Source organism: Reyranella sp. (genome assembly GCF_965279625.1).
Lineage (GTDB): Bacteria > Pseudomonadota > Alphaproteobacteria > Reyranellales > Reyranellaceae > Reyranella.
This window is the reverse complement of sequence record NZ_OZ257251.1, coordinates 222,337-247,699: the sequence shown is the minus strand read 5'-3', so window position 1 is coordinate 247,699 and position 25,363 is coordinate 222,337. Positions and strand designations below refer to the sequence as shown.

Annotated in this window: 22 protein-coding genes; 17 read left to right on the top strand and 5 right to left on the bottom strand. The window is 66.8% G+C overall.

Annotated elements, in window-relative coordinates:
• Position 1: 1 nt before the first annotated feature.
• Positions 2 to 1,087: a citrate synthase/methylcitrate synthase gene (locus ACQY78_RS01075; RefSeq protein ID WP_428681937.1), complete on the bottom strand. Its 1,086-nt coding sequence runs from the start codon at positions 1,085 to 1,087 to the stop codon at positions 2 to 4.
• 84 nt (positions 1,088 to 1,171) lie between these two features.
• Between ACQY78_RS01075 and ACQY78_RS01070 the strand changes: the two genes are divergently transcribed.
• The 5 genes from ACQY78_RS01070 (at position 1,172) to plsY (ending at position 6,247) form a co-directional block, all read left to right on the top strand.
• Positions 1,172 to 2,377, top strand: a complete 1,206-nt coding sequence (locus tag ACQY78_RS01070) for a citrate/2-methylcitrate synthase (RefSeq protein WP_428681935.1) — start codon at positions 1,172 to 1,174, stop codon at positions 2,375 to 2,377.
• A 74-nt stretch (positions 2,378 to 2,451) separates the two neighbouring features.
• Entirely contained in the window at positions 2,452 to 3,417 is a 966-nt protein-coding gene (locus ACQY78_RS01065) for an aspartate carbamoyltransferase catalytic subunit (protein WP_428681933.1), read from the top strand.
• Positions 3,414 to 4,763, top strand: a complete 1,350-nt coding sequence (gene pyrC, locus ACQY78_RS01060) for a dihydroorotase (RefSeq protein WP_428681931.1) — start codon at positions 3,414 to 3,416, stop codon at positions 4,761 to 4,763. Before ACQY78_RS01065 ends, pyrC begins: the two co-directional genes overlap by 4 nt.
• A gap of 61 nt (positions 4,764 to 4,824) precedes the next feature.
• Positions 4,825 to 5,628 carry a hypothetical protein gene (locus ACQY78_RS01055; RefSeq protein ID WP_428681929.1) on the top strand — a complete coding sequence of 268 codons (804 nt, stop codon included), beginning with the start codon at positions 4,825 to 4,827 and terminating at the stop codon, positions 5,626 to 5,628.
• Positions 5,629 to 5,638: 10 nt separating this feature from the next.
• Entirely contained in the window at positions 5,639 to 6,247 is a 609-nt protein-coding gene (plsY, locus tag ACQY78_RS01050; RefSeq protein ID WP_425065416.1) for a glycerol-3-phosphate 1-O-acyltransferase PlsY, read from the top strand.
• Here plsY and ACQY78_RS01045 read toward each other — a convergent pair whose 3' ends face one another.
• On the bottom strand, positions 6,248 to 7,261 hold the full coding sequence (locus ACQY78_RS01045) for a putative 2-aminoethylphosphonate ABC transporter substrate-binding protein (protein ID WP_428681926.1): 1,014 nt from the start codon (positions 7,259 to 7,261) through the stop codon (positions 6,248 to 6,250).
• Positions 7,262 to 7,370: 109 nt separating this feature from the next.
• Here ACQY78_RS01045 and ACQY78_RS01040 point away from each other — a divergent pair, with 109 nt between their 5' ends.
• From ACQY78_RS01040 to ACQY78_RS00995, 10 genes are all read left to right on the top strand, one after another.
• Positions 7,371 to 8,546: an MFS transporter gene (locus ACQY78_RS01040; RefSeq protein WP_428681924.1), complete on the top strand. Its 1,176-nt coding sequence runs from the start codon at positions 7,371 to 7,373 to the stop codon at positions 8,544 to 8,546.
• A 61-nt stretch (positions 8,547 to 8,607) separates the two neighbouring features.
• Positions 8,608 to 9,663 (top strand): DNA-processing protein DprA, encoded by a 1,056-nt coding sequence (gene dprA / locus ACQY78_RS01035; protein WP_428681922.1) that lies wholly within the window; start codon positions 8,608 to 8,610, stop codon positions 9,661 to 9,663.
• Between the two features lie 53 nt (positions 9,664 to 9,716).
• Complete coding sequence (topA, locus tag ACQY78_RS01030; RefSeq protein ID WP_428681920.1) at positions 9,717 to 12,422, top strand: type I DNA topoisomerase; 2,706 nt, start codon at positions 9,717 to 9,719, stop codon at positions 12,420 to 12,422.
• Complete coding sequence (gene rnr, locus ACQY78_RS01025) at positions 12,415 to 14,691, top strand: ribonuclease R (RefSeq protein ID WP_428681918.1); 2,277 nt, start codon at positions 12,415 to 12,417, stop codon at positions 14,689 to 14,691. The genes topA and rnr overlap by 8 nt, the downstream gene beginning before the upstream one ends.
• A 22-nt stretch (positions 14,692 to 14,713) precedes the next feature.
• Positions 14,714 to 15,121: a DUF983 domain-containing protein gene (locus ACQY78_RS01020; protein WP_428681916.1), complete on the top strand. Its 408-nt coding sequence runs from the start codon at positions 14,714 to 14,716 to the stop codon at positions 15,119 to 15,121.
• Between the two features lie 55 nt (positions 15,122 to 15,176).
• Complete coding sequence (locus ACQY78_RS01015) at positions 15,177 to 16,766, top strand: S41 family peptidase (RefSeq protein WP_428681914.1); 1,590 nt, start codon at positions 15,177 to 15,179, stop codon at positions 16,764 to 16,766.
• A 94-nt stretch (positions 16,767 to 16,860) separates the two neighbouring features.
• The gene (gene rpmG, locus ACQY78_RS01010; RefSeq protein WP_020696277.1) at positions 16,861 to 17,028 is read left to right on the top strand and encodes a 50S ribosomal protein L33; all 168 of its coding nucleotides are present in this window, start codon (positions 16,861 to 16,863) and stop codon (positions 17,026 to 17,028) included.
• A gap of 98 nt (positions 17,029 to 17,126) precedes the next feature.
• Positions 17,127 to 18,626: an aldehyde dehydrogenase gene (locus tag ACQY78_RS01005; RefSeq protein WP_428681912.1), complete on the top strand. Its 1,500-nt coding sequence runs from the start codon at positions 17,127 to 17,129 to the stop codon at positions 18,624 to 18,626.
• 105 nt (positions 18,627 to 18,731) lie between these two features.
• Positions 18,732 to 19,613: a transglutaminase family protein gene (locus tag ACQY78_RS01000; RefSeq protein WP_428681910.1), complete on the top strand. Its 882-nt coding sequence runs from the start codon at positions 18,732 to 18,734 to the stop codon at positions 19,611 to 19,613.
• 37 nt (positions 19,614 to 19,650) lie between these two features.
• The gene (locus tag ACQY78_RS00995; protein ID WP_428681908.1) at positions 19,651 to 20,457 is read left to right on the top strand and encodes a transglutaminase-like domain-containing protein; all 807 of its coding nucleotides are present in this window, start codon (positions 19,651 to 19,653) and stop codon (positions 20,455 to 20,457) included.
• Positions 20,458 to 20,463: 6 nt separating this feature from the next.
• Here the strand turns inward: ACQY78_RS00995 and ACQY78_RS00990 are convergent, their stop codons facing one another.
• Entirely contained in the window at positions 20,464 to 21,030 is a 567-nt protein-coding gene (locus tag ACQY78_RS00990; protein WP_428681906.1) for a cysteine hydrolase family protein, read from the bottom strand.
• A gap of 70 nt (positions 21,031 to 21,100) precedes the next feature.
• On the opposite strand from ACQY78_RS00990, the gene ACQY78_RS00985 reads away from it, so the two are divergent.
• The gene (locus tag ACQY78_RS00985) at positions 21,101 to 22,207 is read left to right on the top strand and encodes an LLM class flavin-dependent oxidoreductase (RefSeq protein WP_428681904.1); all 1,107 of its coding nucleotides are present in this window, start codon (positions 21,101 to 21,103) and stop codon (positions 22,205 to 22,207) included.
• Positions 22,208 to 22,228: 21 nt separating this feature from the next.
• Here ACQY78_RS00985 and ACQY78_RS00980 read toward each other — a convergent pair whose 3' ends face one another.
• Both ACQY78_RS00980 and ACQY78_RS00975 read right to left on the bottom strand, forming a co-directional pair.
• The gene (locus ACQY78_RS00980; protein ID WP_428681902.1) at positions 22,229 to 22,960 is read right to left on the bottom strand and encodes a tellurite resistance TerB family protein; all 732 of its coding nucleotides are present in this window, start codon (positions 22,958 to 22,960) and stop codon (positions 22,229 to 22,231) included.
• A 66-nt stretch (positions 22,961 to 23,026) separates the two neighbouring features.
• On the bottom strand, positions 23,027 to 24,196 hold the full coding sequence (locus ACQY78_RS00975) for an MFS transporter (RefSeq protein ID WP_428681900.1): 1,170 nt from the start codon (positions 24,194 to 24,196) through the stop codon (positions 23,027 to 23,029).
• 129 nt (positions 24,197 to 24,325) lie between these two features.
• On the opposite strand from ACQY78_RS00975, the gene ACQY78_RS00970 reads away from it, so the two are divergent.
• On the top strand, positions 24,326 to 25,351 hold the full coding sequence (locus tag ACQY78_RS00970) for a patatin-like phospholipase family protein (protein ID WP_428681898.1): 1,026 nt from the start codon (positions 24,326 to 24,328) through the stop codon (positions 25,349 to 25,351).
• Positions 25,352 to 25,363 lie beyond the last annotated feature (12 nt).

The window sequence follows — 25,363 nt, the reverse complement described above, 5'->3', positions numbered from 1 at the left end:
CTCATTCCGGCCTCGGTCCGACATAGGTCGACTGCGGCCGGATCAGGCGCCCGCCCTTCTCCTGCTCGAAGATGTGCGCGCACCAGCCTGCCGCGCGCCCGACGGCGAACAAGGCGGTGAACGCGCTGCGCGGCATATCGAGCGCTTCCAGAAGGAGTGCCGTGTAATATTCGACGTTGGTGTCGAGCCGCTGCTTCGGCTTGTATTTGCGCAACGACGCGATGGCGCTGCGCTCGACCTCGACTGCGAAGGCCAGCCGCCCGGAAGTCTGCGGCAGCGTCGCCACGGCGTGCTTCAGCACGTCGGCCCGCGGATCGCGCTTCTTGTAGACGCGATGGCCGAAGCCCATCAGGCGCGTGCCCTTGGCAAAGGCGTCGTCCAGCCACGCCTCGGCGCGCTCGGGCGACCCGATCTCGTCGAACATGTCGAGCACCGGGCCGGGCGCGCCGCCATGCAACGGACCCTTCAGCGCACACAGCGCCGCCAGCACCGAGGAGATCAGCCCGGCCCGCGTCGAGGCGACGACCCTGGCCGTGAAGGTCGAGGCGTTGAATCCGTGATCGGTCACCGTCGCGAGATAGGTATCGAGACCCTTTTCGAAGACCTCGTCGGCACGGCTGCCGCGGATCATGCGCAGAAGATCCTGTGCGGTCGTCAGTGTCGGATCGGGCGCCAGCGCGGGCTTGGCATCAGCAGCCCGCAGCAGCGCGGCCAGGAAGACCGGCAGCGCGCCGCAGACCAGATAGTGGTGCGGCACGGGGTCCGAGTCGGGGAGCATGCCGAGGCCCGCGCGCAGCCCCTCCACCGGGTTGAGGCCCGTGGTGGCCGTGAGCAGCTTAGGTACGTCCACGAAGGCGCGAACGCGTGCCGCCGCAAGTCCCGCACGGACCGCAGCCTCGTCGCCTCCGCCCTCGGCAAACCCTTCCCAGAGGAGCGCGGCAACACCCTCGAAGCCACGTGTGCGGACGAGGTCCTCGATCGCCTGCCCGCGGACAATCAGCCGGCCGGCCTCCCCATCCACCTCGCTCATCACCGTGTCGGCCACGATCACGCCGTCGAGCCCGCTGTCCACCCGTGTCTGCAGCATCGCAAATCCCCTTGTTGAGTCGGGGCCAACATTCGAGCCAGCCTATGTATTGTCAATATTGACTGAATCAATCCATAATAAGAAATGGCAACCGAATGGCTGAGTTCGAAGGAAGCGGCGCGGCGCCTCGGCGTGTCGGCCGCAACTCTCTACGCCTATGTGAGTCGCGGCCTGCTTCGCTCGGAAGGCACGAACGGCCAGCGCGAGCGGCGCTACAGGGCCGATGATGTCGCGCAGCTCAAGCGGCGCCGCGACGTCGGCCGCAAGGCGGAGTCGATCGCCGCCCATGCACTCGACTTCGGCACCCCCGTGCTGGAATCCTCGCTCACGCTGATCGAGAACGGACGGCTCTACTATCGCGGCCAGGATGCGGCGCGGCTGGCCCGCAACAGCTCCCTGGAGCAGAGCGCGCAACTTCTCTGGGATTGCGACGACCGGCCCTTCGCCCCCCGCAACCTGCCGCCGATGTCGGCCGCCCTGCGCAGCGCCTGGCAGGCCGCCTCCGCCCTGCCGCCGGTCGATGCCTGCCTCGTCCTCCTCCCCGCGGCGTCGCGTTGGGATCATCCGAGCTGGGTCGAGGATCGGACCGCCATGCTCGAGACCGGCGTGCGCATCCTGCGGCTGCTGGCGGCGGCGGTGACCGGCCAGCCTCTGTCCGACCGCCCGGTCCACGACCAGGTCGCCGCGGCCTGGAAGGTCCCGCCCGAGCACGCGCCGCTGATCCGGGCCGCGCTCGTCCTGTCGGCCGACCACGAGTTCAACGCGTCCGCCTTCGCCGCGCGCGTCGTCGCCTCGACAGGCGCCAATCTCTATGCCTCGACAATGGCGGGTCTGGTGGCGATCAACGGCCCGCGTCACGGTGGCCTGACGCGCCGCGTGGCGGCTCTCCTCGCCGATCTTGCGGAAGAGCCCGACATCGACGCCGAGATCGCACGCCGGGTGAGCGAGCGGGTCTACATCCCGGGCTTCGGTCACCAGCTCTATCCGGACGGTGACATCCGGGCCGCATCCCTCTTCGCCATGATGCACGAACTCGTCCCCGGCTCTGCAGAGCTGGCCTTCGCCGAACGCGTGGCAGCCGCCGTCGAGCAGCAGATCGACCGCAAGTCGAACGTCGATTTTGCGACGGTCACGCTGGAGCGGGTTCTCGGCCTGCCGAAGGATTCGGCGTTGGCCCTGTTCCTTCTTGGACGTACCGTCGGTTGGATCGCCCACGCGATCGAACAAGCCGCACACGGTGCGCTGATCAGGCCTCGCGCGCGCTATACCGGACCACGGCCGGCAGCCTGAATTCCGTCTCGTCGGTTATCCACCAAAACGCTTCCTTGCGAGCGCCGTGCGTGCGTGCTTAACGTCGCGCTTTAGTGACAAACAATCGCGCGGGCGTGCCGAGGTTGCCCCACCTTCTCGGCATCGAAGGTCTTTCGCCTGAAACGATTTCGGGCTTGCTCGACCTATCTGAAACCTACATCGACCAGAACAGGTCCGTGGACAAACGGCGCGACAGGCTCGCCGGCCGTACGATCATGAACCTGTTCTTCGAGAATTCGACACGCACGCGGACGAGTTTCGAGGTCGCCGCCAAGCGACTCGGTGCCGACGTCATCAACATGGATGTCGCCACCTCCTCCGTGCGCAAGGGCGAGACACTGCTCGACACGGCGATGACGCTCAACGCCATGCGACCTGACGCCATCGTCGTGCGCCACCACGAGTCCGGCGCCGTCAATCTGCTGTCGCAGAAGGTCAACTGTGCCGTCATCAACGCCGGTGACGGGCAGCACGAGCATCCGACCCAGGCGCTGCTCGACGCGCTCACCATCCGACGACGACGCGGCAGCCTCGAAGGTCTTCTCGTGGCCATCTGCGGCGACATTATGCATAGCCGCGTGGCGCGCTCGAACATCCACCTTCTGCAGATCATGGGCGCCCGCGTCCGCGTGGTCGGTCCGCCGACCCTGATGCCGACCGACATCGAGAAAATGGGCGTCGAGGTCCACTACAGCATGAAGACCGGCCTGAAGGACGTCGACATCGTCATGATGCTGCGGCTGCAGACCGAACGGATGCAGGGCTCGTTCGTCCCCTCGATCAGCGAATACTTCCATTTCTTCGGCCTCGACCGGGCCAAGCTGCAATACGCCAAGCCCGATGCGCTGATCATGCACCCTGGCCCGATGAACCGCGGCGTCGAAATCGACTCGGAAGTCGCCGACGATCTCGACCGGAGCGTCATCCACGAGCAGGTGGAGATGGGTGTTACCGTTCGCATGGCCTGCCTCGATGCCCTGATTGGCGGACAGCGCAACCAGTTCGGAGCCGTGGCGTGAGCGGAAAGATCGACAAGACAGCGCCGCCGCATGCCGGCTCGACCGCCTATATCAACGCCCGTATCGTCGACCCGACCGGCAATGCCGAGTATCTCGGTGCCGTCCTGATCAGTGACGGCAAGATCGCAGACTTCGGTCCCAACCTGTTCGCCTCGGGCGCGCCCTACGGCATCCAGTCGGTCGACTGCCGCGGCTACTATCTCGCGCCCGGCCTGGTCGACACGCGCGTCCATACGGGTGAGCCCGGCGAGGAGCACAAGGAGACGCTGGAAAGCGCCGGCACGGCAGCAGCAGTGGGCGGCATCACCTCGCTGGTGCTGCTGCCCGACACCGAGCCGCCGTTCGACGACGCGTCGCTGATCGAGTTCGTGGCCCGTCGCGCCCGCCAGGTGAAGCTGGCTAACATGTATGCCTATGGCGCACTGACCGTGGGCCTCGAAGGCAAGGAACTGGCCGAGATCGGGCTGCTCGCCGAGGCCGGCGCCGTGGCCTTCACCGATGCAGACCATGCCGTCGCCAATGCCCAAGTCATGCGCCGCGCTCTCTATTACGCCAAGACCTTCGATGCCCTGATCGTCCACCTGCCGCAGGAACCGGCGCTGTCCGGCGGCACCATGACGAGCGGCGCGACGGCGACGCGGCTTGGCCTGTCGGGCTGCCCGCCGCTCGCCGAAGTGATGATGGTCGAACGCGACATCAGGCTCGCCGAGATGACGGGCGGGCGCATGCATCTCACCAAGATCTCGACGGCGGAATCGGTCGAGGTGATCGCCGCCGCCAAGGCGCGTGGCCTCAGGATCACCTGCGATACAGCGGCACCCTACTTTGCGCTGAACGATCTCGCTGTCGGAGACTATCGCACCTTCGGCAAGCTGGTACCGCCGCTGCGCGCCGAGAAGGACCGCCTGGCCGTCGTCGCGGGCCTGAAGGACGGCACGATCGACGCCATCGTCTCCGATCACCGGCCGCAGGACCAGGACAGCAAGCGCGTGCCCTTCGCCCAGGCGGAACCGGGCGGCATCGGGCTGGAGACCCTGCTGGCGATCTCGCTGGAACTGGTGCATGGCGGCCATCTCACCCTGCCGCGGCTGTTCCAGCTGCTCTCGTCGACACCGGCGGCCCTGTTCGGCCTGCCGGCCGGCAAGCTCGCCAAGGGCGCCCCGGCGGATCTGGTGCTGTTCGACGCCGACTATGCCTGGAAGATCGATCGCGACGATCTCTGGAGCAAGACCAAGAACTCGCCGTTCGACGAGCGGCCGGTGCAGGGCCGCGTTCTGGCCACGATCGTCGGCGGCCGGACGATCTATCGCGACGACAGTTTCGCGACAGCGGCCGCTCTCGCCTAACGGCCGCCTTCAATCGGCCATTTGGTCTGATATGGTCGTATCGTCTTTCAACGGGGAACCGATGATGCTCCGGCACTCACTTCTTCTCGGCGTCGCGTCCGTCGCGCTCGCCGGCACCGCCCAGGCCCAGCAGCGCGGCGGGTCGCGCGACGACCTTCTGGACGCGCTGACGCGTCATATCCAGATCTGCGGCGAGATGACGGAAACCCAGGCGCGGCTCACCTGCTACGATCGTCTTCAGACCCAGGTCGGCGGCGTGCAGGCGCCGGCAGCGGCGCCCGCCACAGCGATCCCCGCTCCGACCCCGACGCCGCTACAGGCGACGCCGACTCCGCTTTCGCCGATGCCAAGCACCGGCTCCTCGATCAATGCCGCCCCACTGACACCCCAACCGCTCGGTGTGCCCGGCGGCGGCACGGCGACCCTGGGCAGCCCGCAGCCGCTCGGCGCGCCCGCGTCGTCCGGACCCGCGCCCTACGATCCCAACGCGGCGTTCGATCCCAGCCAGTCCACCTACCGGCCGCCGGAGGCCATGGGTCCGAAGCCGCAGCCGCAGGCCCGCCGCAGCGGGCCGCGCCCGGTGCCGAACTTCGCGACGCCGCAGCCGCTGGTCACCATCGGCGCCAACAACCTGACCTACGGCCCGTCACGCTACTGGCAGGTCACGATCGTGCTGAAATCCAACATCCAGCGCGCGGTCGAAACCCAGGCGGTCTGCACCTTCATGAACGGCAGCCGCGCCCTGGAGGACGCCTATTACGGGCCGGTGTCGATCCAGCCCGGCGAGCAGATCACGACGGAACTGATCGGACCGCCGACCACGGCCTATGTCGATTCGACGAACTGCAGGCTGCTGAGCCCGTAAGGACGCGGCCATGGTCTCGACCCTGATCCTGATGGCCGGCCCATTCCTGATGGGCTACCTGATGGGCTCGATCCCGTTCGGCCTGCTGCTGACGCGCGCGGCCGGCCTCGGCGACATCCGCAACGTCGGTTCCGGCAATATCGGCGCCACCAACGTGCTGCGTACGGGTCGAAAGGGGCTGGCCGCGGCGACGCTTCTGCTCGACGCCCTGAAGGGGGTCGCGGCCGTGCTGATCGCCGACCAGGTGGGCCAGCTGCCCGCCGTCGGTGCCGCCGCGGGCGCCGTGCTGGGGCACATGTTTCCGGTGTGGCTGGGCTTCAAGGGCGGCAAGGGCGTCGCCACGACGCTCGGAGTCATGTGGGGCCTGTCCTGGCCGGTCGGCGCCATCGCCTGCGCGGCCTGGCTGCTGTTTGCCGCGGCCTTCCGCTACTCGTCCCTGGCCGCCCTGCTCAGCGTCGTGATCGCCGCAATCGCCGCCTGGTTCCTCACCGATCCGCGCGCCGCGATGCTGCTCACGCTGCTCGTGCCGCTCGTCTGGGTGCGCCACCACGAGAACATCGCGCGCCTGCTCAACGGCACGGAGTCCAAGATCGGCGGCGGCAAGAAACAAGCCGCGTGATTACTTTTTCGCGGCCTTGCCGTCGTAGCGCTTGGCCCACTCCGCGAGAATGCGCGTGCGGTTCTCCGAAGCCCAGGCGAAGTCGTTCCTGATCATCGACTGGGCGACGCCCGCCGGATAGTCGGGGATGTTGCTGGCGATGCCGGACATCGCGACCTGGCTGACGAACGAGGCATAGAGTTCGTTGGCGCGGCGACTGGCCGCGAAGTCCATGAGGCGGCGCGCGGCCTCCGGCTTGTTCGTGCCGCGCAGAATGGCAGCGGCGTCCATGTCCCAGCCACCGCCCTCCTTCATCATCAGCCCCTCGATCGGTGCGCCCTTCTGACGGGCGCTAGCGGCCGCCAGCTCGTAGGAGATCCCAACCGGGAACTCGCCCGCCGCCGCTTGGCGACAGGGCCTCGTTCCGGAATGTTCGTAGACCGCGATGTTGTCATGGAGCCTGTCCATGAATTCCCAGGCCCTGGCCTCGCCGAACGTCTGGATCCAGGCGGAGACGTGGAAGTACCCCGTCCCCGAGGAGGCCGGATGGGGCATCGTTAGCTTGCCCTTGAAGCGCGGATCCAGCAGATCGAACCAGGATTGCGGCTTCGGCAGCGAGAGCTTCCCCGCCTCGATGGTGTTGAAGCAGACGGCTGCGACCCAGGCTTCCATGCCGACCCAGGCGGGCGGATTCGAGGGATCGCGAAAGGCGGACTTGATCGCCGCCAGGTTCTTCGGCGCGTAGGGTTCGAGCAGGCCGCGCTGGTCCAGCTGCAGCATCGACGTGACCGCCAGCCCCCAGATCGCATCGGCGCGCTGCTGTCCCTGCTCGGCCAGGATCCTCGCCGTGACGACGCCCGTCGAATCGCGATTCCACTGGATCTCGATGTCGGGATTCTCCGCCTCGAATGTCTTCTTGAAGTCGTTGAGGTTCTCGATCTCGAGGGTCGAGTAGACCTCGAGGCGCGTACGGTCCTGCGCCATTGCCGCGGATGCCGCCAGCATGCCCACGATCGCCGCCCACCATCTCGTCATTGCACGTTCCCCTAAAACATTCCGCCGAGCGCAGGGTCGCGCCGTCACATGCCTCATATATGCATCCTGCCGGTGCAGGTCGCGGCCATTCCTGTCATAGCAGCGGCGCATGAGCGTTTCCCCGTCCCGCAGCCTGCCGTGGGCACTGATCGGCGCCGCCTGCCTGGGGTCGTTCGCCGCGACCTCGAGCGGCACCACGCGGGCGCCGTTCCTTCTGGAAATGTCTCACGACCTCGATGTCGCGATGCCGCTCGTCGCCAACCTCGTTTCCCTGACGGCGACGGCCTGGGGGCTCACCTCGGCGCTGGGCGGCTGGATGTCCGACGTGATCGGCCGGCGCTCGATTCTGATCGCCGCGCCCTTTGCGCTTGCCCTCACCCTGGTCGCGCAGGCCGCCGCCGGTTCTTTCTTCTGGGTCGCCGTATGGGCCGCCGCCGGGGGCGGCTGCGCCGGCGCCTTCACCGGGGTCGTCTTCGCCGAAGTCTCCTCGCGAGTGCCCGACAGTCAGCGCGGCCGCGCGCTGGGATGGGTCATGAGCGGCCAGTCGCTGACCCTCGTCGTCGGTATCCCCCTGGCGGCAGCCGTCGGCGCCATCATCGGCTGGCGCGGCTGGCTTCTCTGCGTCGCCGGCCTCTCGGTGGTCGCCGTGCTGAGCCTTTTCCTAACCCTGGGGCGCGGCAGCGCCGGCCCCACGCGCGGCGCGGCGCAACGCCCCTCGATGCGCTCGGCCCTGTCGCCGCGCGTCCTGGGGCTCCTTGGCACCGGAGTCGCCGAGCGCATCTGCTACGGGCTCGCCGTCGTCTACTTCGCCACCTTCATGCAGGTCACCTATCACATGACCCTGCTCGAGCTCGCCCTGCCTCTCGTCGTGTTCGCGCTGGGCAATGTCGCGGGCACCGTGTTGGGCGGCCAGCTCGCCGACCGGCTGCGCGACCGGCTGCTCACCTTCGCGGTCGCCATGGCGCTGTCCGGTGTCGCGGCGCTGCTTCTCTTCACCTGGCATCCCGGCCCGTTCGTCTCCGTGACGGTGGGCTTCGTCTATGTGCTGCTGAACGCCTTGGGACGTCCCTCGTACATGGCGGCGCTCGCATCGGTCCCGGAGGATGTGAGGGGCACCGTGCTCGGCCTCAACGGCACCTCGGCCAGCGTAGGCTGGATCGGCGCCGCCGCCCTCGGTGCCGTCATGATCGGCTGGGGTGGCTTCGAGGGCTTCGGCCCGCTCATTGCCCTGCTGGCGCTGCTTGGCGCGGCGGGCGCCCTGCTCAGCCGCCGCAGCCGGTCCTGACAGGTCGATTTCTACTATCGGTTGTTTTACTCTAGGGTATCACTCGCATAAGATCGACCGCATGTTCGACGGTTCTGCCCCTATCGACATCGCTCCGGCGGAGCGCCGGGCCCGGCTCAGGCTGGCGCGCAGCGCGCGGGTGGGCCCCATCACTTTCCACGAGGCGCTGGCGCATTTCGGATCGGCGCGCGCGGCCTGCGCCACCCTGGCGACGGTCTCGGATGCCGCGATCGAACGGGAAGAACAGGGGCTCGCGGCGCTGGGAGGGCGCTTCCTGGTGATTGGCGACGCCCCCTATCCGGCCGCACTGGCCGCCCTGCCCGACGCCCCGCCGGTCCTGTCGATGCTCGGTGATCCGGGCCTGCTCGGTCGCCCGACACTGGCCATCGTGGGCGCCCGCGAAGCGTCACTCGCAGGACGCCACTTCGCCGCCGACCTCTCTTCCACTTTGGGCGCGGCCGGCTTCGTCATCGCGTCCGGTCTCGCCCGGGGCATAGATGCGGCCGCCCACGAGGCGGCGCTCGACACCGGCACGGTAGCCGTCCTGGCCTGCGGCGTGGATCAGGTCTACCCGCCGCAAAACGCCGGCCTCCAGGAAGCCATCGGTGCGCGCGGCCTGATCCTGAGCGAGGTGGCGCTGGGCGCACCGCCTGTCGCCCGCGCCTTCCCTCGGCGCAACCGGATCGTGAGCGGCCTCTCGGCCGGTATCGTGGTCATCGAGGCGGCGGCGCGTTCGGGCTCGCTGATCACCGCCCAGCGCGCCGCCGAACAGGGCCGTGAAGTGTTCGTGGTCCCGGGCTCGCCCATGGATCCCCGCTACGCCGGATCGAACAGCCTCATAAGAGATGGGGCCATTCTGGTCCGCGACGCCAACGATATTCTGAGCGTCCTGGGTCGACCGGCGACGGACCGGCAACCCGTTGAAAAAACAACCCGAATCTCGAATGACACAGACACTGCACGAGTCGTGCAGGCGCTGGGCGCCGTCCCGACTGCGGTTGACGAACTGGTACGCCGGTGCCAAGTGTCCGCCGCCTTCGTAGCGGAGGTTCTCATGGCTCTCGAGCTGGAGGGCCGCTTGGAGAGGCACCGGGGAAACCGTGTATCTCTGATATAAATCAGAGGTTTAGCTCCCGGTCTTTGTTGTCGAACCTGGAGCATTTTCCGGCGATGGACGTACTGGTCGTCGAGTCCCCGGCCAAGGCTAAGACCATTGGGAAATACCTTGGCCCCGGTTTCACCGTGCTGGCCTCCTACGGTCATGTCCGCGACCTTCCCCCAAAGGATGGCTCGGTGCGGCCCGACGAGGACTTCGCCATGGACTGGGAAGTCGACGCCCAGTCGCAGAAGCGCATCGACGCGATCGCCCAGGCGGTCAGCAAGGGTGGCAAGCTTTACCTCGCCACCGACCCGGATCGCGAAGGCGAAGCCATTTCCTGGCATGTGCTCGACATCCTGCAGCACAAGAAGGCGCTGGCCGGCGTCGACGTGAAGCGCGTCACCTTCAACGCCATCACCAAGAAGTCGGTGCTCGACGCGGTAGCCAATCCGCGCGACCTCGACCAGCCGCTGATCGACGCCTATCTTGCGCGCCGCGCGCTCGACTACCTCGTCGGCTTCACGCTCTCTCCCGTGCTGTGGCGCAAGCTGCCGGGAAGCCGTTCGGCCGGCCGCGTACAGTCAGTGGCGCTCCGCCTGATCTGCGAGCGCGAATCGGAGATCGAGGTCTTCAAGACCCGCGAGTACTGGACGGTCGATACCTATTTCGGCACGGCCAAGAAGCAGGTGCTGAAGGCCCGCCTCACCCATCTAGACGGCCGCAAGCTCGAGAAGTTCGACCTCAACACCCAGGAGCGCGCCGAGCAGGCCAAGCTCGAGATCGAGCGCCGCGCCTTCGCCGTCGCCTCGGTCGACCGCCGTCAGGTCCGGCGCAACCCGCCGCCGCCGTTCATCACCTCGACCCTGCAGCAGGAAGCATCGCGCAAGCTGGGCCTCGGCGCCGCCACCGCGATGCGCATCGCCCAGCGTCTGTATGAAGGCGTCGACATCGGCGGCGAAACGGTCGGCCTCATCACCTACATGCGTACCGATGGCGTGCAGCTCGCGCCCGAGGCGATCGGCCAGACCCGCCGCCTGATCGAGACCAAGTACGGCGCCGACTACGTGCCGGCGAGCCCGCGTGTCTATACGTCCAAGGCCAAGAACGCCCAGGAAGCGCACGAAGCGGTCCGCCCGACCGACCTGTTCCGGACACCGCAGGACGTCGCCGCCTATTTGGACAAGGACCAGCTCGGCCTCTACGAGCTGATCTGGAAGCGCACCGTCGCCAGCCAGATGGAAAGCGCCGTGCTGGACCAGGTGACGGTCGACATCGCCAGCGGCGACAAGACCGTCCAGCTTCGCGCCACCGGCTCGGTCGTGAAGTTCAACGGCTTCCTCACGCTCTACGACGAAGGCCAGGACGACAAGAGCGACGACGAAGAGACCGGCGCCATCCTGCCCGACGTAATCGAGAACGAGGCGATGGACCGGCGCGAGGTCGTGCCGGAGCAGCATTTCACCGAGCCGCCGCCGCGCTATTCGGAAGCCAGCCTGGTCAAGAAGCTCGAGGAACTGGGCATCGGCCGCCCCTCGACCTACGCCAGCATCATCGAGGTGCTGCAGCGCCGCAATTACGTGCGCATCGACCGCAAGCGCTTCATTCCCGAGGATCGCGGCCGCATCGTCACGGCGTTCCTCCAGACCTATTTCCCGCGCTACGTCGAATACGGCTTCACCGCCCATCTCGAGGAAGAGCTCGACGATATTTCCAGCGGCAAGATCGACTGGCACGAGGTCCTGCGCGAATTCTGGAAGGCATTCTCCGCTGCCGTCGGCGAGACCAAGGACCTTCGGGTCAAGGAAGTGCTCGACAAGCTGGACGAGGAACTCGGGCCCCACTTCTTCCCGGCCAACGACAATGGCGGCAAGAACCCGCGCGATTGCCCGTCCTGCGCTAATGGCCGCCTCGGCCTCAAGCTCGGCAAGTTCGGCGCCTTCATCGGCTGCTCCAACTATCCGGAATGCCGTTTCACGCGGAAGCTCGGCATCGTCGATGCCGACGCCGACGCGGCAAGCGGCGAAAGTCTTGACGGCCCCAAGATCCTGGGAATCGATCCTGTCACCGGCAAGCAGGTCACTCTGCGCAAGGGCCCCTACGGCCTCTACGTCCAGCTCGGCGAACCGGAGGGCAAGGAGAAGCCCAAGCGCCAGTCGCTGCTGCGCGACATGACGCCAGCCGACCTGTCCCTGGAGAAGGCGCTGGCGCTGTTGTCCCTGCCGCGCGAACTGGGGCCGCATCCCGAGGACGGCGAAGTCATCCTGGCGGGCGTCGGCCGCTTCGGCCCCTACGTGAAGCACGGGCCGAAATACAAATCCGTCCCGTCCGACGAGAGCGTGCTCGACATCGGCATGAACCGCGCCGTGGCCCTGCTGGCGGAGGCGAAAACTCCCCGCGGCCGAGCCGCAGTCAAGCCGATCCGCAGCATCGGCAACCATCCGTCCGACGAGGCGCCGGTCGAACTCTACGACGGCCGCTACGGGCCCTATGTGAAGCACGGCAGCGTCAACGCCACGGTGCCACGCGACATCAAGCCGGAAGAGCTGACGCTCGACCAGGCGGTCGCGCTTCTGGCCGAACGCGCCGCCAAGGGCGGGGGCAAGAAGCCGAAGGCGGCTCGGCCCAAGAAGGCGCCAGCCGCGGCGGCCAACGACGCCGGCGACAAGCCGAAGGCGAAGAAGGCGGCGGCCAAGAAGAAGCCTGCTGCAAAGAAAAAGAAGGCGGCCAAGGCGAAGGAAAAGGACGACGCCCCGCCCCGCACCGGTACCGATGGCTAAGGGCAAGGTTCCGACCCGCGACGAACTGCTGGCCTTCATCCGCGACAGCGAAACGCCGGTCGGAAAGCGCGAGATCGCCCGCGCCTACGGGCTGAAGGGCGACCAGCGCATCGAACTCAAGGAACTGCTGCGCGACCTTCGCGATGCCGGCGAAATCACGCCGGATCGCGCCAAGACCTTCCGTCACCCCGAGTCGCTGAGCGACATGGTCGTGCTCGAGATCGTCTCGGTCGACGGCGACGGCCATCTTCTCGCCGTGCCGCGCCGTCACGACGACGACAAGGACGGTCCGCCGCCGCGCATCGAGGTCTCCGCGCCGGCGTCGCGCACCGTGCCTGCCCCGGCGGTCGGTGACCGCGTGCTGGCGAGCATGAAGCGTCGCGGCAAGAATACCTACGAGGCGAAAGTGGTCCGCCGGCTGGGCAGCGGACCGAAGAAGATCCTCGGCCTCTACGAAGAACCGCCCGGCCGCAACGGGCTCGGCCTCGTCACGCCGACCGACCGCAAGCTGCGCCGCGAATTCGACGTGCGCCCCACCGACAGGAACGGTGCGCTGCCCGGCGACATCGTCTGGATCGAGGAGACCGGCGGCGCGCTGGCGCGGCGCGCGCGCATCGTCGAGCGCATCGGCCCGATGAGCGATCCGCGAACCGTCAGCCTGATCTCGATCGCCACCAACGACATTCCCGTCGATTTCCCCGAAGCCGCGATCGAGGAAGCCGACAAGGCCAAGGCCGCGCCGATGGGCCACCGCCTCGACCTTCGCGCCGTGCCACTGGTTACGATCGACGGCGAGGACGCCCGCGACTTCGACGACGCCGTCTTCGCCGAGCCCGATCCCGACCATCCTGGCGGCTGGCACCTCTTCGTCGCCATCGCCGACGTCGCCTGGTACGTGCGCCACGACCGGCCACTCGACCGAGCCGCCTATCGCCGCGGCACGTCGGTCTACTTCCCGGATCGCGTCGTGCCGATGCTGCCGGAGCAGCTTTCCAACCACTGGTGCTCGTTGGTGCCGCACGAGGATCGCCCCGTGCTGGTGGCCGAGATGTGGATCGACGCCGAGGGCCATCTCAAGCGCCACAAGTTCCACCGCGCCATGATGCGCTCGGCCGCCCGCCTCACCTACAACCGCGTGCAACGTGCCATGAACGGCACGCCGGACGCCGAGATCGAGCCGCTGATGGACGCCGTCGTGCGACCACTCTACGGCGCCTACCGCGTCCTGCTGGCGGCGCGCGAAGCCCGCGGCGCACTCGACCTCGACCTGCCGGAGCGCCAGGTGACGCTGGGCAAGGATGGCCATATCGCCACGATCGGCGTGCGCGAGCGTCTCGACAGCCACAAGCTGATCGAGGAGTTCATGGTGCTGGCCAACGTGGCGGCGGCGCAGGCGCTGGAGCAGCGCCAGGCGCCCTGCCTCTATCGCGTCCACGACCAGCCCGATCTCGCCAAGCTCGAAGCCCTGCGCGAATTCCTCGGCACGCTCGGCATCAAGGTCCCGACCGGCCAGCGGCTCCGCCCGGCCGACCTCAACCGCGTGCTGCACGAGGTCGCCGACAAGCCGGTGTCCCAGCTCGTCAGCCAGACCGTCCTGCGCAGCCAGAGCCAGGCCGTCTACAGCCCCGACAATCTCGGCCATTTCGGCCTCGCCCTCGCGCGCTACGCCCACTTCACCTCGCCGATCCGCCGCTTCCCCGACCTGATCGTGCATCGTGCGCTCATCGCCGCCTACGGGCTGGGCGATGGCGGCCTCTCGACCGAGGACAGGGGCCGCTTCACCGAGTTCGGCGAGCATCTGTCGATGTGCGAGCGTCGCGCCGTCGCCGCCGAACGCGGCGCCATGGACCGCTACGTCGCGGCGTTCATGGCCGGCCATGTCGGGGCCGTCTTCCCCGGCCGCGTGAATGGCGTGACCCGCTTCGGCCTGTTCGCCACGCTCGAGGGCACCGGTGCCGACGGGCTGATCCCCATCCGCTCGCTGGGCCAGGAGTTCTTCCGCCACGACGAAGGACGGCAGGTCCTGATCGGCGAACGCACCGGCGAGACCTTCGGCCTGGGCGACCGCTTGCAGATCAAGCTGGTCGAGGCCGATACCGCCACTGGCGGCCTTCTGTTCGAGATCGTCGACGTGATCGAACGCGTGGAGCGACAAGCCGCGCCCCGCAGCTTCCGTTCGCCACCGGGCCGAGACGGTAACGGGCCGCCGCGGCGTCCGGTCGCGCATCGCGGACCGTCACGGGACAAAGGGTCACGCCGACGCAAGTAGATGCGAGGCCCATCTTGTTCGGATGGATGACGAGCACGCTCCGGTTGATTTCTGGACCGCCCTGATGCGGGGCTGGCACGGCCGTTGCCCGCGCTGCAACCGGGGCCGGCTGTTCAGCAGCTACCTTAAGATGAAGGGCCATTGCGAGGTCTGCGACCTGGCGCTCGAACCCTATCGCGCCGACGACGCGCCGGCCTATTTCACCATTTTCGTCGTGGGCCACATCGTCGTTCCGCTGGTCCTCCTGGTCGAGCGCTGGGGGACCGAGCCGCCCCTGTGGGTCCATGCCCTTCTGTGGCTTCCCCTCTCCGTCGTCCTGGCGCTTTTTTTGCTGCCGCGCATCAAGGGCGCCGTAATTGCGCTGCTTTGGGCCCAGAAGATGGGTTCTCACAAGGCTGCGGCGACCGGAAGCCTCGATCGCTCAGCCTGATCGACGTGGCCGCCCGCCGACGGCCTGTGCTATTGTCCTGCCGTCGGATATGGATGTGCCTCAATTCCCTTTTCTGCGCTTGATGCTGCCGCGCGCGATCCTATCGCTGCTGGCGGCCTGTCTGGTCGTGTCCTGCGCGACCTCGCCCGACACGCCGAGCCCCCAGGCTGACGGTCGCGCGCCCGCCGCCGCCGATGCCGGCATCGAACGGGTCGTTCTCCAGGCGTACCGGGCCATCGGCGACCGCCATCTCTACGAGCCCAACTTCCGAAATCTGTCGGTCGAGGCCTATCGGGGCTTCGCCAGCAGCGATTCGACTCTGGCCCTCGAGGCCAGCGACAGCAGCCTAACCGTGAAGCGCAATGGCAAGGAGGTCGTGAGCCGCCCCGCTCCTGCCGACATCACCGACGGCCGCTCCTGGGGCACTACGCTCACAGAGTTGATGGCCGGGTCGATCGAGGCTTCCCCCGCTCTGCAACAGGTCGACCGCCAGGTTCTGATCCGCCAGGCGATGGCGGCCACCACGAAGCAACTTGACCGCAACAGCCGCTATGCGGACCCCGATGAAGCCAAGGACAACCGCTTCCAGCGCGACGGTGGCGGCGGCATCGGCATCACCGTCGAGCGGACCGACGACAAGAAGATCCTGATCCGCGCCGTCCAGGAGGGTTCGCCGGCGGCGAAGGCGGGCGTGCAGATCGGCGACCAGATCCTGGCCATCGATTCCGACTCGATGATAGACCGGCCCTTGTCCGACGTCGTGGCGAAGCTGCGCGGCGCGGTCGGCGCGCCGGTGAACATGACCGTTCTTCGCCCGTCCCAGGGCGCCGAGCTCACCCTGGCGATGAAGCGCAGCCGGATCGTTCCGACCACGGTCGTCTATGAGCGCCGCGGCGACGTGGCGCTGATTCACCTGACGGGATTCAACACCGCGACGACGGACAATCTCCGCACCGCCCTCGACAAGGCCAAGGCCGAGATCGGCAAGGACCTGGCCGGCCTCATCATCGACATGCGCTCCAACCGCGGTGGCCTGCTCGACCAGGCGCAGTCTGTCTCGGAAGTGTTCATCGCCGATGGCACGATCTTCTCGACCAGCGGCCGCCATCCCGACAGCAAACGCACCTACCGCAGCTCCAACGGCCGCGCCAACGGCACTCAGCTTCCCATCGTCGTGCTGATGAACGGCGGCTCCGCCTCGGCCGCCGAAATCGTGGCCGCGGCGCTGCAGGATCGCGGTCGCGCCGTGGTGATCGGCACCACCAGCTACGGCAAGGGCACCGTCCAGACCGTCGTCCGGCTGGCCAACGAGGGCGAATTGATCCTCACCTGGTCACGCCTGCAGGCTCCGTCCGGCTACACTTGGAACGAGCTGGGCGTGCTGCCCAACATCTGCACCTCCAAGGTCGGTGATGCGAGTAAGCTGGGCGTGGCTTCGGTTGATTCGAACCACACCTCGCTGATGCGCTGGCACGCGCTGCGCAATCCGACGCCGCAGGAAGTGTCCGATCTGCGCAAGATCTGCCCGCCGGGCGAATCCGCGCCGGAAGCAGATATCGACCTCGCCGTCCGCCTGCTGCGCGACCGGCCTCTTTATGCCCATGCCGTGCAATCTGCGACCTTCCAGGCGGCCGCCCGCCCCTAGCCCTTTTCCTGGGCTCAGAGCTTGACACGCCAGCCCTGCTGACTACTTTGCCCGCCTCTGCGAATTCGCCCTCCAGGGCTTAAGGACAATCGACATGGCCAAGCCGACTTCCATCCTGATCAAGATGATCTCCAGCGCCGACACCGGCTTCTTCTACGTGACCAAGAAGAACCCGCGCACCAAGACCGAGAAGCTCGAACTCAAGAAGTACGATCCGGTCGCGCGCAAGCACGTCGTGTTCAAGGAATCGAAGATCAAGTAGCAGCCTGTCGCTCTGCAGGCTCGACGACCAAGCCGCCCTTCCGGGCGGCTTTTTCGTGGGATAGTCTCCCGCGCAATCCAAAGAGGAGGAAAGAGAACATGAGCGCCCAGCTTTCGCGCGACGACTGGAAAGGCCGTATCGGCGGTCTCACCTACCGGAACCAGGCCTTCATCGGCGGCAAGTTCGTCCCGTCTTTGACCGGCAAGACCTTCGATTGCGTGAACCCGGCCACGGGCCAGGTCCTGACCAAGGTCGCCGCCTGCGAGCAGGCCGATGTCGACGCCGCCGTTAAGGCCGCGCGCGCCGCCTTCGAGAAGGGCACATGGGCCAACATGGCGCCGGCCCAGCGCAAGCGCATCATGCTGAAGCTTGCCGACCTCATGATGAAGAACCGCGAGGAACTGGCCCTGCTCGAGACGCTCGACATGGGCAAGCCGATCGCCTTCTCGACCACGGTCGACGTACCGGGCTCGGCCAATACGGTGCAGTGGTTCGGCGAGGCGATCGACAAGATCTATGACGAGGTCGCCCCGACCCCGGGCAACGTCATCGCCATGATTACCCGCGAAGCCGCCGGCGTGGTGGCCTGCGTCGTGCCCTGGAACTTCCCGCTCCTGATGGCCTGCTGGAAGATCTCGCCCGCGCTGGCCGCCGGCAACTCGGTCATCCTGAAGCCGGCCGAGCAGTCTCCCCTCACCGCGCTGCGTCTCGCCGAACTCGCGGCCGAGGCCGGCATTCCCGAAGGCGTGTTCAACGTGCTGCCGGGCTTCGGCGAAACCGCCGGCCAGGCGCTCGGCCGTCACATGGACGTCGACGTGCTGGCCTTCACCGGCTCGACCGAGGTCGGCAAGTACTTCCTGCGCTACTCCGGCGAATCCAACATGAAGCAGGTCTGGCTCGAGTGCGGCGGCAAGTCGCCGAACATCGTGCTGGCCGACGCGCCCAACCTCGACATCGCCGCCCGCCGCACCGCCTTCGGCATCTGGTTCAACCAGGGCGAGGTCTGCACCGCCGGTTCGCGCCTGATCGTCGAGGACAAGATCAAGGACGAGTTCCTCGCCAAGGTCATGGCGATCGGCCAGAAGATGATGCCGGGCGACCCGCTCGACCCCAAGACGCAGATGGGCGCCATGGTCGACGAGACCCAGACCAAGCGGGTCATGGGCTTCATCGACGCCGGCCAGAAGGAAGGCGCCAAGCTCGCCATGGGCGGCAAGCAGGTGCACATCGACAATGCCGGCTCCTTCATCGAGCCGACCGTGTTCGACAATGTCGACAACCGGATGAAGATCGCCCAGGAGGAGATCTTCGGGCCGGTCCTCTCGGTCATCCCGGTCAAGGACGCCGAACAGGCCCTCACGGTCGCCAACGATACGATGTACGGTCTGGCGTCGGCGATCTTCACCTCCGACATCAACAAGGCCTTCAAGTTCTCCAAGGCGCTGCGTGCCGGCTCGGTGTGGGTGAACACCTACGACGGCGGCGACATCACCACGCCGTTCGGCGGCTACAAGCAGTCGGGCAACGGCCGGGACAAGTCCCTGCATGCTTTCGACAAGTTCACGCAGATGAAGACGACCTGGATCCAGCTCGGCTGAACTGTCTCCAATTGACCACACGACAAGGCGGCCCGCGGGCCGCCTTGTTTCGTTTGCGGTATCGGCTTGGCTCGAAACGTGCTTGATGTGGCCGAGGGAGACGTCATGACGTCACTGACCATCCGGCACGTCACGACCTACCGATACCGGCAACCGGTCGCCTTCGGCGAACACCGCATGATGCTGCTGCCCCGCGACTCGCACGATCAGCGCGTGATCGAGGTCAGCCTCGATATCAATCCGGCCCCCTCCAGCCTGCGCTACGAAAAGGACGATTTCGGCAACCACGTCGCCATTGCCGAGTTCGCCGATGTCGCCACCGAGCTTACCTTCGCGAGCGTCGTAAGCCTCGAACACTCGCCCGCCCACGCCGCTCAACCCGATCTGGACGATGCCGCAGCCATCTTTCCGGTCGACTACGCCGACGAGATGGCCGATCTCGCCCATTGCATCCATCGCCGCGATATCGGGCCCGACGACGCGGTCGCCCAATGGGCGCGGCGGTTCCTGCCCGCGGACGGTCAGATCCCTGCCCTCGAACTCCTCAAGAGTCTTTCCCGGGGCATCCACGACGGCTTTCTCTATCGCCGTCGCGAGGCCAAAGGTGTGCAGGCGCCGACCGAAACGCTCCAGCTCGGCCACGGGAGCTGCCGCGACTTCGCCCTCCTGATGATCGATGCCGCGCGCTCGCTGGGCCTGGCTGCCCGCTTCGCTTCCGGCTATCTCGCCACGATGCCCAACGTCGCGCCGACCGAGGCGCACGGCGCGACGCATGCGTGGGCCCAGATTTACCTGCCCGGCACCGGCTGGGTAGATTTCGATCCGACCAGCGGCAACGTCGGCAAGGCCAGTCTCGTTACGGTTGCGGTCGTGCGCGATCCCGAGCAGGCGTTACCTCTGCACGGTACCTTCGTCGGCTCCCGGGCCGACACTCTTGGCATGGAGGTTCACGTCAGCGTCACGCCCCATCCGGCCGAGACGGCCTGAGCGATCTCCGCCGCACTGCGATTCGAGGGGCGTCCGGATGAAGATCCGCATTGGTTACGAGATCGTCTACGACCTGCCGCAGCCTACGCCGATGATCATGATACTGGGCGCCCACCCGACACGGTCCGGCGACCTGATCGAGCCCGACACGCTGAAAGCCGATCCGGCCGTCCCGATCACCCGCTATCGCGACGGGTTCGGCAATATGTGCAGCCGCCTGGTCGCGCCGGCTGGCCGCGTGCGGCTCTTCGGCAACGGCGTCGTTCGAGACTCAGGCATACAGGAAAAGATCTTCCCGTCGGCGCCGCAGCATGCGGTCGAGGATCTGCCCTCCGATACCCTGGTCTATCTTCTCGGCAGCCGCTATTGCGACACCGATCGCCTGTCCGAAATAGCGTGGAGCCTGTTCAGCAACGGGCCGCCGGGCTGGGCCCGGGTCCAGGCGATCTGCGATTACGTGCACCATCACATCACCTTCGGTTACGAGTATGCCCGCCCGACCAAGACGGCGTGGGAGGCCTTCAACGAAGGCAATGGCGTGTGCCGCGACTACGCTCATCTGGCCATCGCCTTCTGCAGGTGCATGAACATCCCCGCGCGATACTGCACGGGCTATCTGGGAGACATCGGCGTACCGCCGGTCGACGCCCCGATGGATTTTGCCGGCTTCTTCGAAGCCTATCTCGGTGGCCAGTGGCACGTGTTCGATGCGCGCAACAACACGCCGCGCATCGGCCGCATCTTGATCGGGCGCGGCCGTGACGCCGCCGATGTCCCGATCACCCACACGTTCGGTCCCAACACCCTGGTGAGCTTCAAGGTCGTCACTGACGAGATCGTCTGACCGCAATCAGCGCACGCCGGCGAGGATTTCGTCGACGGTCGTGACATTGGCATATTCGCCTTCGAGAAGCGCCAACGTGAGTTGATGCACGTCGTCGGCCGGCCACAACCGTCCTGTGAGGTCGCGCTTGTCGCATGACCAGCAGGCGTCCCCCGGCAGGCGAACTTCGAAACCGAGATTGGCGGCCACCCGTACGGTGGCCTCGACCGAGTTGGCGAGCAGAACGCCACAGATCACGAGCGGAGGTTTCGCTCCGCCGCCTCGCGCCATCGCCTGAAGCCCGGCGGCGAGGTCGGTGCCGATGAAGGCGCTGTGGACCTTCTTGGTCACAACCAGTTCGCCGTCCAGTGGAGCCGTCAGGGGCAGGAAGTCGTTGCCTTCCTGGCCCGGCCGGAACGGTGACTCCGGCTTGGTGCCATCGTGCTTCACGTGCACGATCGGCGCCCCGCGGCGGCGCCAGTCGGCCAGCAGCCGGGCGATATTGGCCTCTGCGCCGGGATTGTTGCGGGGTCCCCACTTGGGATGATCCATCGCCTTCTGCTGGTCGATCACAATCAAAACGTCGTCAGCCATGCATCCCTGCCCTCTTGCGCCTCGCGCGCAATGGTAGTGGAGTTGCAGGCAACAAAAACAGGAGGAAACGATGCAGTTCGGTTATTTCACCATGCCCTCCCATCCGCCTGAGCGTTCCCTGAAGGACGGGCACGAATGGGATCTGCAGGTTATCCGCTGGCTCGACGAACTCGGCTTCACCGAGGCCTGGATAGGCGAGCATCACACCGCGCCTTGGGAACCCCATCCCTCGCCCGATCTGCTGGTGGCGCAGGCGCTCATGCAGACCAAGAACATCCGCCTCGGGCCCGGCGGCTTCCTGCTGCCGTACCATCACCCGGCCGAGCTTGCGAACAGGGTAGCGATGCTCGACCACATCTCCGGCGGACGGTTGAATTTCGGCATTGCGGCGTCAGGCCTGCCCAGCGACTGGGCGATGTTCAACGTCGATGGCATGTCGGGCACAAACCGCGAGATGACGCGCGAGGCGCTCGACATCATCCTCAAGCTCTGGTCCTCGGCCGAACCGTTCGACTACAAGGGCAAGTACTGGCACGTCACCAAGCCCGACACGATGTTCGGCTTCCTGAAGCCGCACATCAAGCCGCTGCAGGCGCCGCACCCTCCAATCGGCGTCGCCGGCCTCTCCAAGGGCTCCGACACGCTGAAGCTCGCGGGAGAGAAGGGCTACATTCCGATGAGCCTCAATCTCAACCCCGCCTACGTGAAGAGCCACTGGGAGTCGGTGGAGATCGGCGCCGCCAAGTCGGGCCGTACCCCCGACCGCAACCAGTGGCGCCTGGTGCGCGAGGTCTTCGTGGCGGACACCGACGAAGAGGCGATGCGCCTGTCGGTCGGTTCGCACATGGGCCGCATGATGCGGGAATACTTCCTGCCCCTGCTCTCCCAGTTCGGCTTCTTCGAATACCTGAAGCACGACGCCGGCGCGGCGGACTCCGACGTGACGCCGGAATACTGCGCCCAGCACAACTGGATCATCGGCTCGCCGAAGACGGTCGTCGAGAAGATCGAGAAAATCTATGACGAGGTCGGCGGCTTCGGCCAGCTCCTCGTCTTCGGCTTCGACTATGTCGAGAACCCGCAGGCCTGGCGCCGGTCCCTCGAACTGCTCTCGAAGGAAGTCATGCCCAAGGTGCAGCACCTCAAGCCCGGGATGGCGAGACTGGCGGCGGAGTAACGCCGCCGCCAGCCGATCCTGTTACGCCGCGACCGGCACGCTCTTGCCGGTCGCCGAGGCGACGCTGCTGTGGAGATGTGCGACCAGGGCGTCGTTGAGCCTGAGGCGGGCGGCCAGCATCGCGAGGTAGCCGCGCTCGGCGGCATTGTCGACGTCGATCGCCAGCAGCGAGGCCGTGTAGATCTCGGCCGCCTCCTCCGGTGTCGCCGCCGCGCCCGCGACGGCATCGACATCGAGCTTGGCGCGAAGCTCGTCCATCACGAACGCCTTGTCGTCGGCGCCCAAGGGAAGCTTGTCCATCTCGGCGAAGATGCGCGCCTGCTCCTGCGCGTCGACATGGCCGTCGGCCTTGGCAGCGGCGATCATGGCGCGCAACAGATGGCGCGCCAGCGTCTGCTGGCCAGATTCGGTCGAGGGATTGAACGGGGTGCCGCTGGGCGCCGGCAACATGAGTACCGGTGCCTGCGGCGCCTGGGTCGCCGGCGCCGCGGCTTTGCCGCTCTGCCAGTCATTGTAGGCCTTGTAGGCCAGCGCACCGACCGCAGCCATGCCACCGAGCTTCAGCGCCTCACCCCCGATCTCGCGGCCGGCCTTGCTGCCGAGCAGCAGAGCCGCCAGGCCTCCAGCCAGTGCACCGCCGCCGGCCCCGCTCAGGAAGCCACCACCGCCGCCCTGGCTGCCGGTTGGGCCGACGCCCTGGCCGCCCGCCTGACCACCCATGAACTGTTCCAGCAAACGCTTCGCATCGAACATGACGCCTCGCCTTATTGGTTAGCTTGCGGGCTCAGATGATGTGCAATTGTGGCAAAACCGGGAGAGTCAGGCTCTTTTCGAGAGAAACGCCGCGGCCGCAAAGCCAAGGGCGGCGACCAGCATGATGCCGGCCAGCCCCCACAGGACGGGCGTGTAGCCACCGAATGCGCCCCAGGCGAGCGAGGCCAGAACCGGCCCGGCGGCGCGCATGACGTTGGTCGGCATGGTGAGCGCCCCGGAGACGACGCCGTAGCCTTCGGGGCCGATGAATTCCGGCACCGCCATGCCTCGCAGGATGGTCACGAGGCCGTTGGCCACACCATAGACGATCGCGAACAGGATCAGCGGGTAGACATCGGTGATACCTGTCGCGAGGAAGCCCATGGAAATGGGAAAGGCGAAGTAGATCAGCGCTCCGAGCTGGATGGTCGTGATGTGACGCTGCCCGACCATCAGCAGCACGCGCCCTACGACCTGCATGGGGCCGATCAGGGCGATGATCGCCATCACCACTCCCGTGGGTACGCCGCGATCGTCGAGCAGCGGGATGAGATGGAAGCTCATCGCCGAGAAAGCGAGCCCGTAGCCTGCGAAGGCGACGACGAGCCCCCAGAAGGCCGGTACGCGGATGGCCGTGGCCAGCGGGCTCCTCTTTGCGATGCCGTCGGAGGGCGGCTTTGCGGCGGCAATGGGCACGGCCTCCACGCTCGGACCCGGCACGAAAAGCCAGTGCATGAGGGCAACACCGAGGACGATCACCGCCAGCACGTCGAGCGCAGGACGCCAGCCGATGCGCTCGACCAGAAACTGCGTGAAGGGAATGCCGAAGGTGCTGGCCAGCCCGCCGAGGAAAGTCATCAGCAGTATGGCCTGCTTGTAGCGCGGACCATAGACGCGGGTGATCACCGCGAAGGCGGGTTCGTAGAGCGTCACCGCCTGGCAGGCGCCGAGTCCGATCCACAAGGCGTAGAACGCCGGCAGAGACTCGACTCTCGACCACAGGAAAAGAAGCAACGAAGCGAGCAACGAGCCGCCGGTCATCAGCAGGCGGCCGTGCCCGCGATCGATCCAGGCGCCTACGGCGATGGAGCAGAGACCCGCCGTGAGCAACCCGGCCGAGAGAGCACCGAACATCGCGCTACGCGACCAGCCCAATTCCTCGGTCATCGGCACGACGAAAAGCGGGAAGGTGTAGTAAACGATGCCCCACGTCAGGAGCTGGCCCAGCGAGAGCATCCACAGGATCGTCGACGGGCGCTTTCGCCACGCTCCCCCTGTTCCGTCCTTCGCCATAATGCCGCCAGCTCTGCCCGCTTCTTTACAGAACGATGACCCTAACGCTGCGGGAGCCGCGAGGATAGACGGATGACAGACACCAAGCGGATCAACCTCGCTCTGCAAGGCGGCGGAAGCCACGGCGCTTACACCTGGGGCGTGCTCGATGCGTTGATCGAGGATGGTCGCCTCGAGATCGAAGCGGTGAGCGGCACGAGCGCTGGAGCGATGAACGCGGCGATTCTCCTGCAGGGTTGGGCCAAGGGCGGCGCGGCCGGCGCGCGCGCCGCGCTGTCCGCCTTCTGGGGCGATCTCGGCCGGATGGCCATCGCGAGCCCGATCCGCCGCACCCCGCTTGACCGCCTGCAGGGCAACTGGAACCTCGACGATTCGCCCGGCGCCCTGTGGGCGGACCTGATCCAGCGCACGCTCACACCCTGGCAGCGCAATCCGCTCAAGTTCGATCCGCTACGCGACCTGCTGACCCGGCACTTCGACCAGGAGGCCGTCCGCGCCTGTCACCAGATCAAGGCGTTCATCGCCGCGACCAACGTGGCGACGGGCAAGGTGCGCATCTTCACGCGCGAGGAGCTGTCGATCGATGCGCTTCTCGCCTCGGCCTGCCTGCCCAGCATCCACGAAGCGGTGGTGATCGACGGCGAGCCTTACTGGGACGGCGGCTTCCGCGGCAACCCGCCGATCTGGCCGTTCATCTACAACAGCGACACTGCCGACGTAGTGATCGTCGAGGTCGACCCGCCGCACCGCGAAGGCGTCCCCCGTTCAAATGCCGAGATTGCCGACCGCCTGAACGAAATCACCTTCGGCGGCGCGCTGATGGCGGAGATGCGCGCCATCGCCTTCGTGCAGGAACTCATCGACAACGGCGCCCTCACCGGCGAATTCGGCGAACGCCTGAAGAAGCTTCTCATCCACTCGATCGGCGATCCGCCGACGCTGGCGCCGCTCGGCGCCGTCAGCAAGTTCAACATCGAGCCCGAATTCCTGGACCATCTGTTCAAGGCCGGCCGCGCCTCCGCAACCGCATGGCTGGCCTCGACGTTCGATAAGATCGGCGTCGAGAACAGCATCGACATACGGGCGCGCTTTATGTGAACAGGCAATGCG

Excerpts from the sequence above, each read along its gene's own strand:
- rnr (WP_428681918.1), top strand. The coding sequence starts at position 12,415 with ATGGCTAAGGGCAAGGTTCCGACCCGCGACGAACTGCTGGCCTTCATC.
- ACQY78_RS00970 (WP_428681898.1), top strand. The coding sequence starts at position 24,326 with ATGACAGACACCAAGCGGATCAACCTCGCTCTGCAAGGCGGCGGAAGC.
- ACQY78_RS00985 (WP_428681904.1), top strand. The coding sequence starts at position 21,101 with ATGCAGTTCGGTTATTTCACCATGCCCTCCCATCCGCCTGAGCGTTCC.
- ACQY78_RS01070 (WP_428681935.1), top strand. The coding sequence starts at position 1,172 with ATGGCAACCGAATGGCTGAGTTCGAAGGAAGCGGCGCGGCGCCTCGGC.
- dprA (WP_428681922.1), top strand. The coding sequence starts at position 8,608 with ATGTTCGACGGTTCTGCCCCTATCGACATCGCTCCGGCGGAGCGCCGG.
- ACQY78_RS01000 (WP_428681910.1), top strand. The coding sequence starts at position 18,732 with ATGACGTCACTGACCATCCGGCACGTCACGACCTACCGATACCGGCAA.
- ACQY78_RS00975 (WP_428681900.1), bottom strand. The coding sequence starts at position 24,196 with ATGCTCTCGCTGGGCCAGCTCCTGACGTGGGGCATCGTTTACTACACC.
- ACQY78_RS01020 (WP_428681916.1), top strand. The coding sequence starts at position 14,714 with ATGGATGACGAGCACGCTCCGGTTGATTTCTGGACCGCCCTGATGCGG.
- rpmG (WP_020696277.1), top strand. The coding sequence starts at position 16,861 with ATGGCCAAGCCGACTTCCATCCTGATCAAGATGATCTCCAGCGCCGAC.
- ACQY78_RS00995 (WP_428681908.1), top strand. The coding sequence starts at position 19,651 with ATGAAGATCCGCATTGGTTACGAGATCGTCTACGACCTGCCGCAGCCT.
- ACQY78_RS01075 (WP_428681937.1), bottom strand. The coding sequence starts at position 1,087 with ATGCTGCAGACACGGGTGGACAGCGGGCTCGACGGCGTGATCGTGGCC.
- plsY (WP_425065416.1), top strand. The coding sequence starts at position 5,639 with ATGGTCTCGACCCTGATCCTGATGGCCGGCCCATTCCTGATGGGCTAC.
- ACQY78_RS01045 (WP_428681926.1), bottom strand. The coding sequence starts at position 7,261 with ATGACGAGATGGTGGGCGGCGATCGTGGGCATGCTGGCGGCATCCGCG.
- ACQY78_RS01005 (WP_428681912.1), top strand. The coding sequence starts at position 17,127 with ATGAGCGCCCAGCTTTCGCGCGACGACTGGAAAGGCCGTATCGGCGGT.
- ACQY78_RS00990 (WP_428681906.1), bottom strand. The coding sequence starts at position 21,030 with ATGGCTGACGACGTTTTGATTGTGATCGACCAGCAGAAGGCGATGGAT.
- ACQY78_RS01040 (WP_428681924.1), top strand. The coding sequence starts at position 7,371 with ATGAGCGTTTCCCCGTCCCGCAGCCTGCCGTGGGCACTGATCGGCGCC.
- topA (WP_428681920.1), top strand. The coding sequence starts at position 9,717 with ATGGACGTACTGGTCGTCGAGTCCCCGGCCAAGGCTAAGACCATTGGG.
- ACQY78_RS01055 (WP_428681929.1), top strand. The coding sequence starts at position 4,825 with ATGATGCTCCGGCACTCACTTCTTCTCGGCGTCGCGTCCGTCGCGCTC.
- ACQY78_RS00980 (WP_428681902.1), bottom strand. The coding sequence starts at position 22,960 with ATGTTCGATGCGAAGCGTTTGCTGGAACAGTTCATGGGTGGTCAGGCG.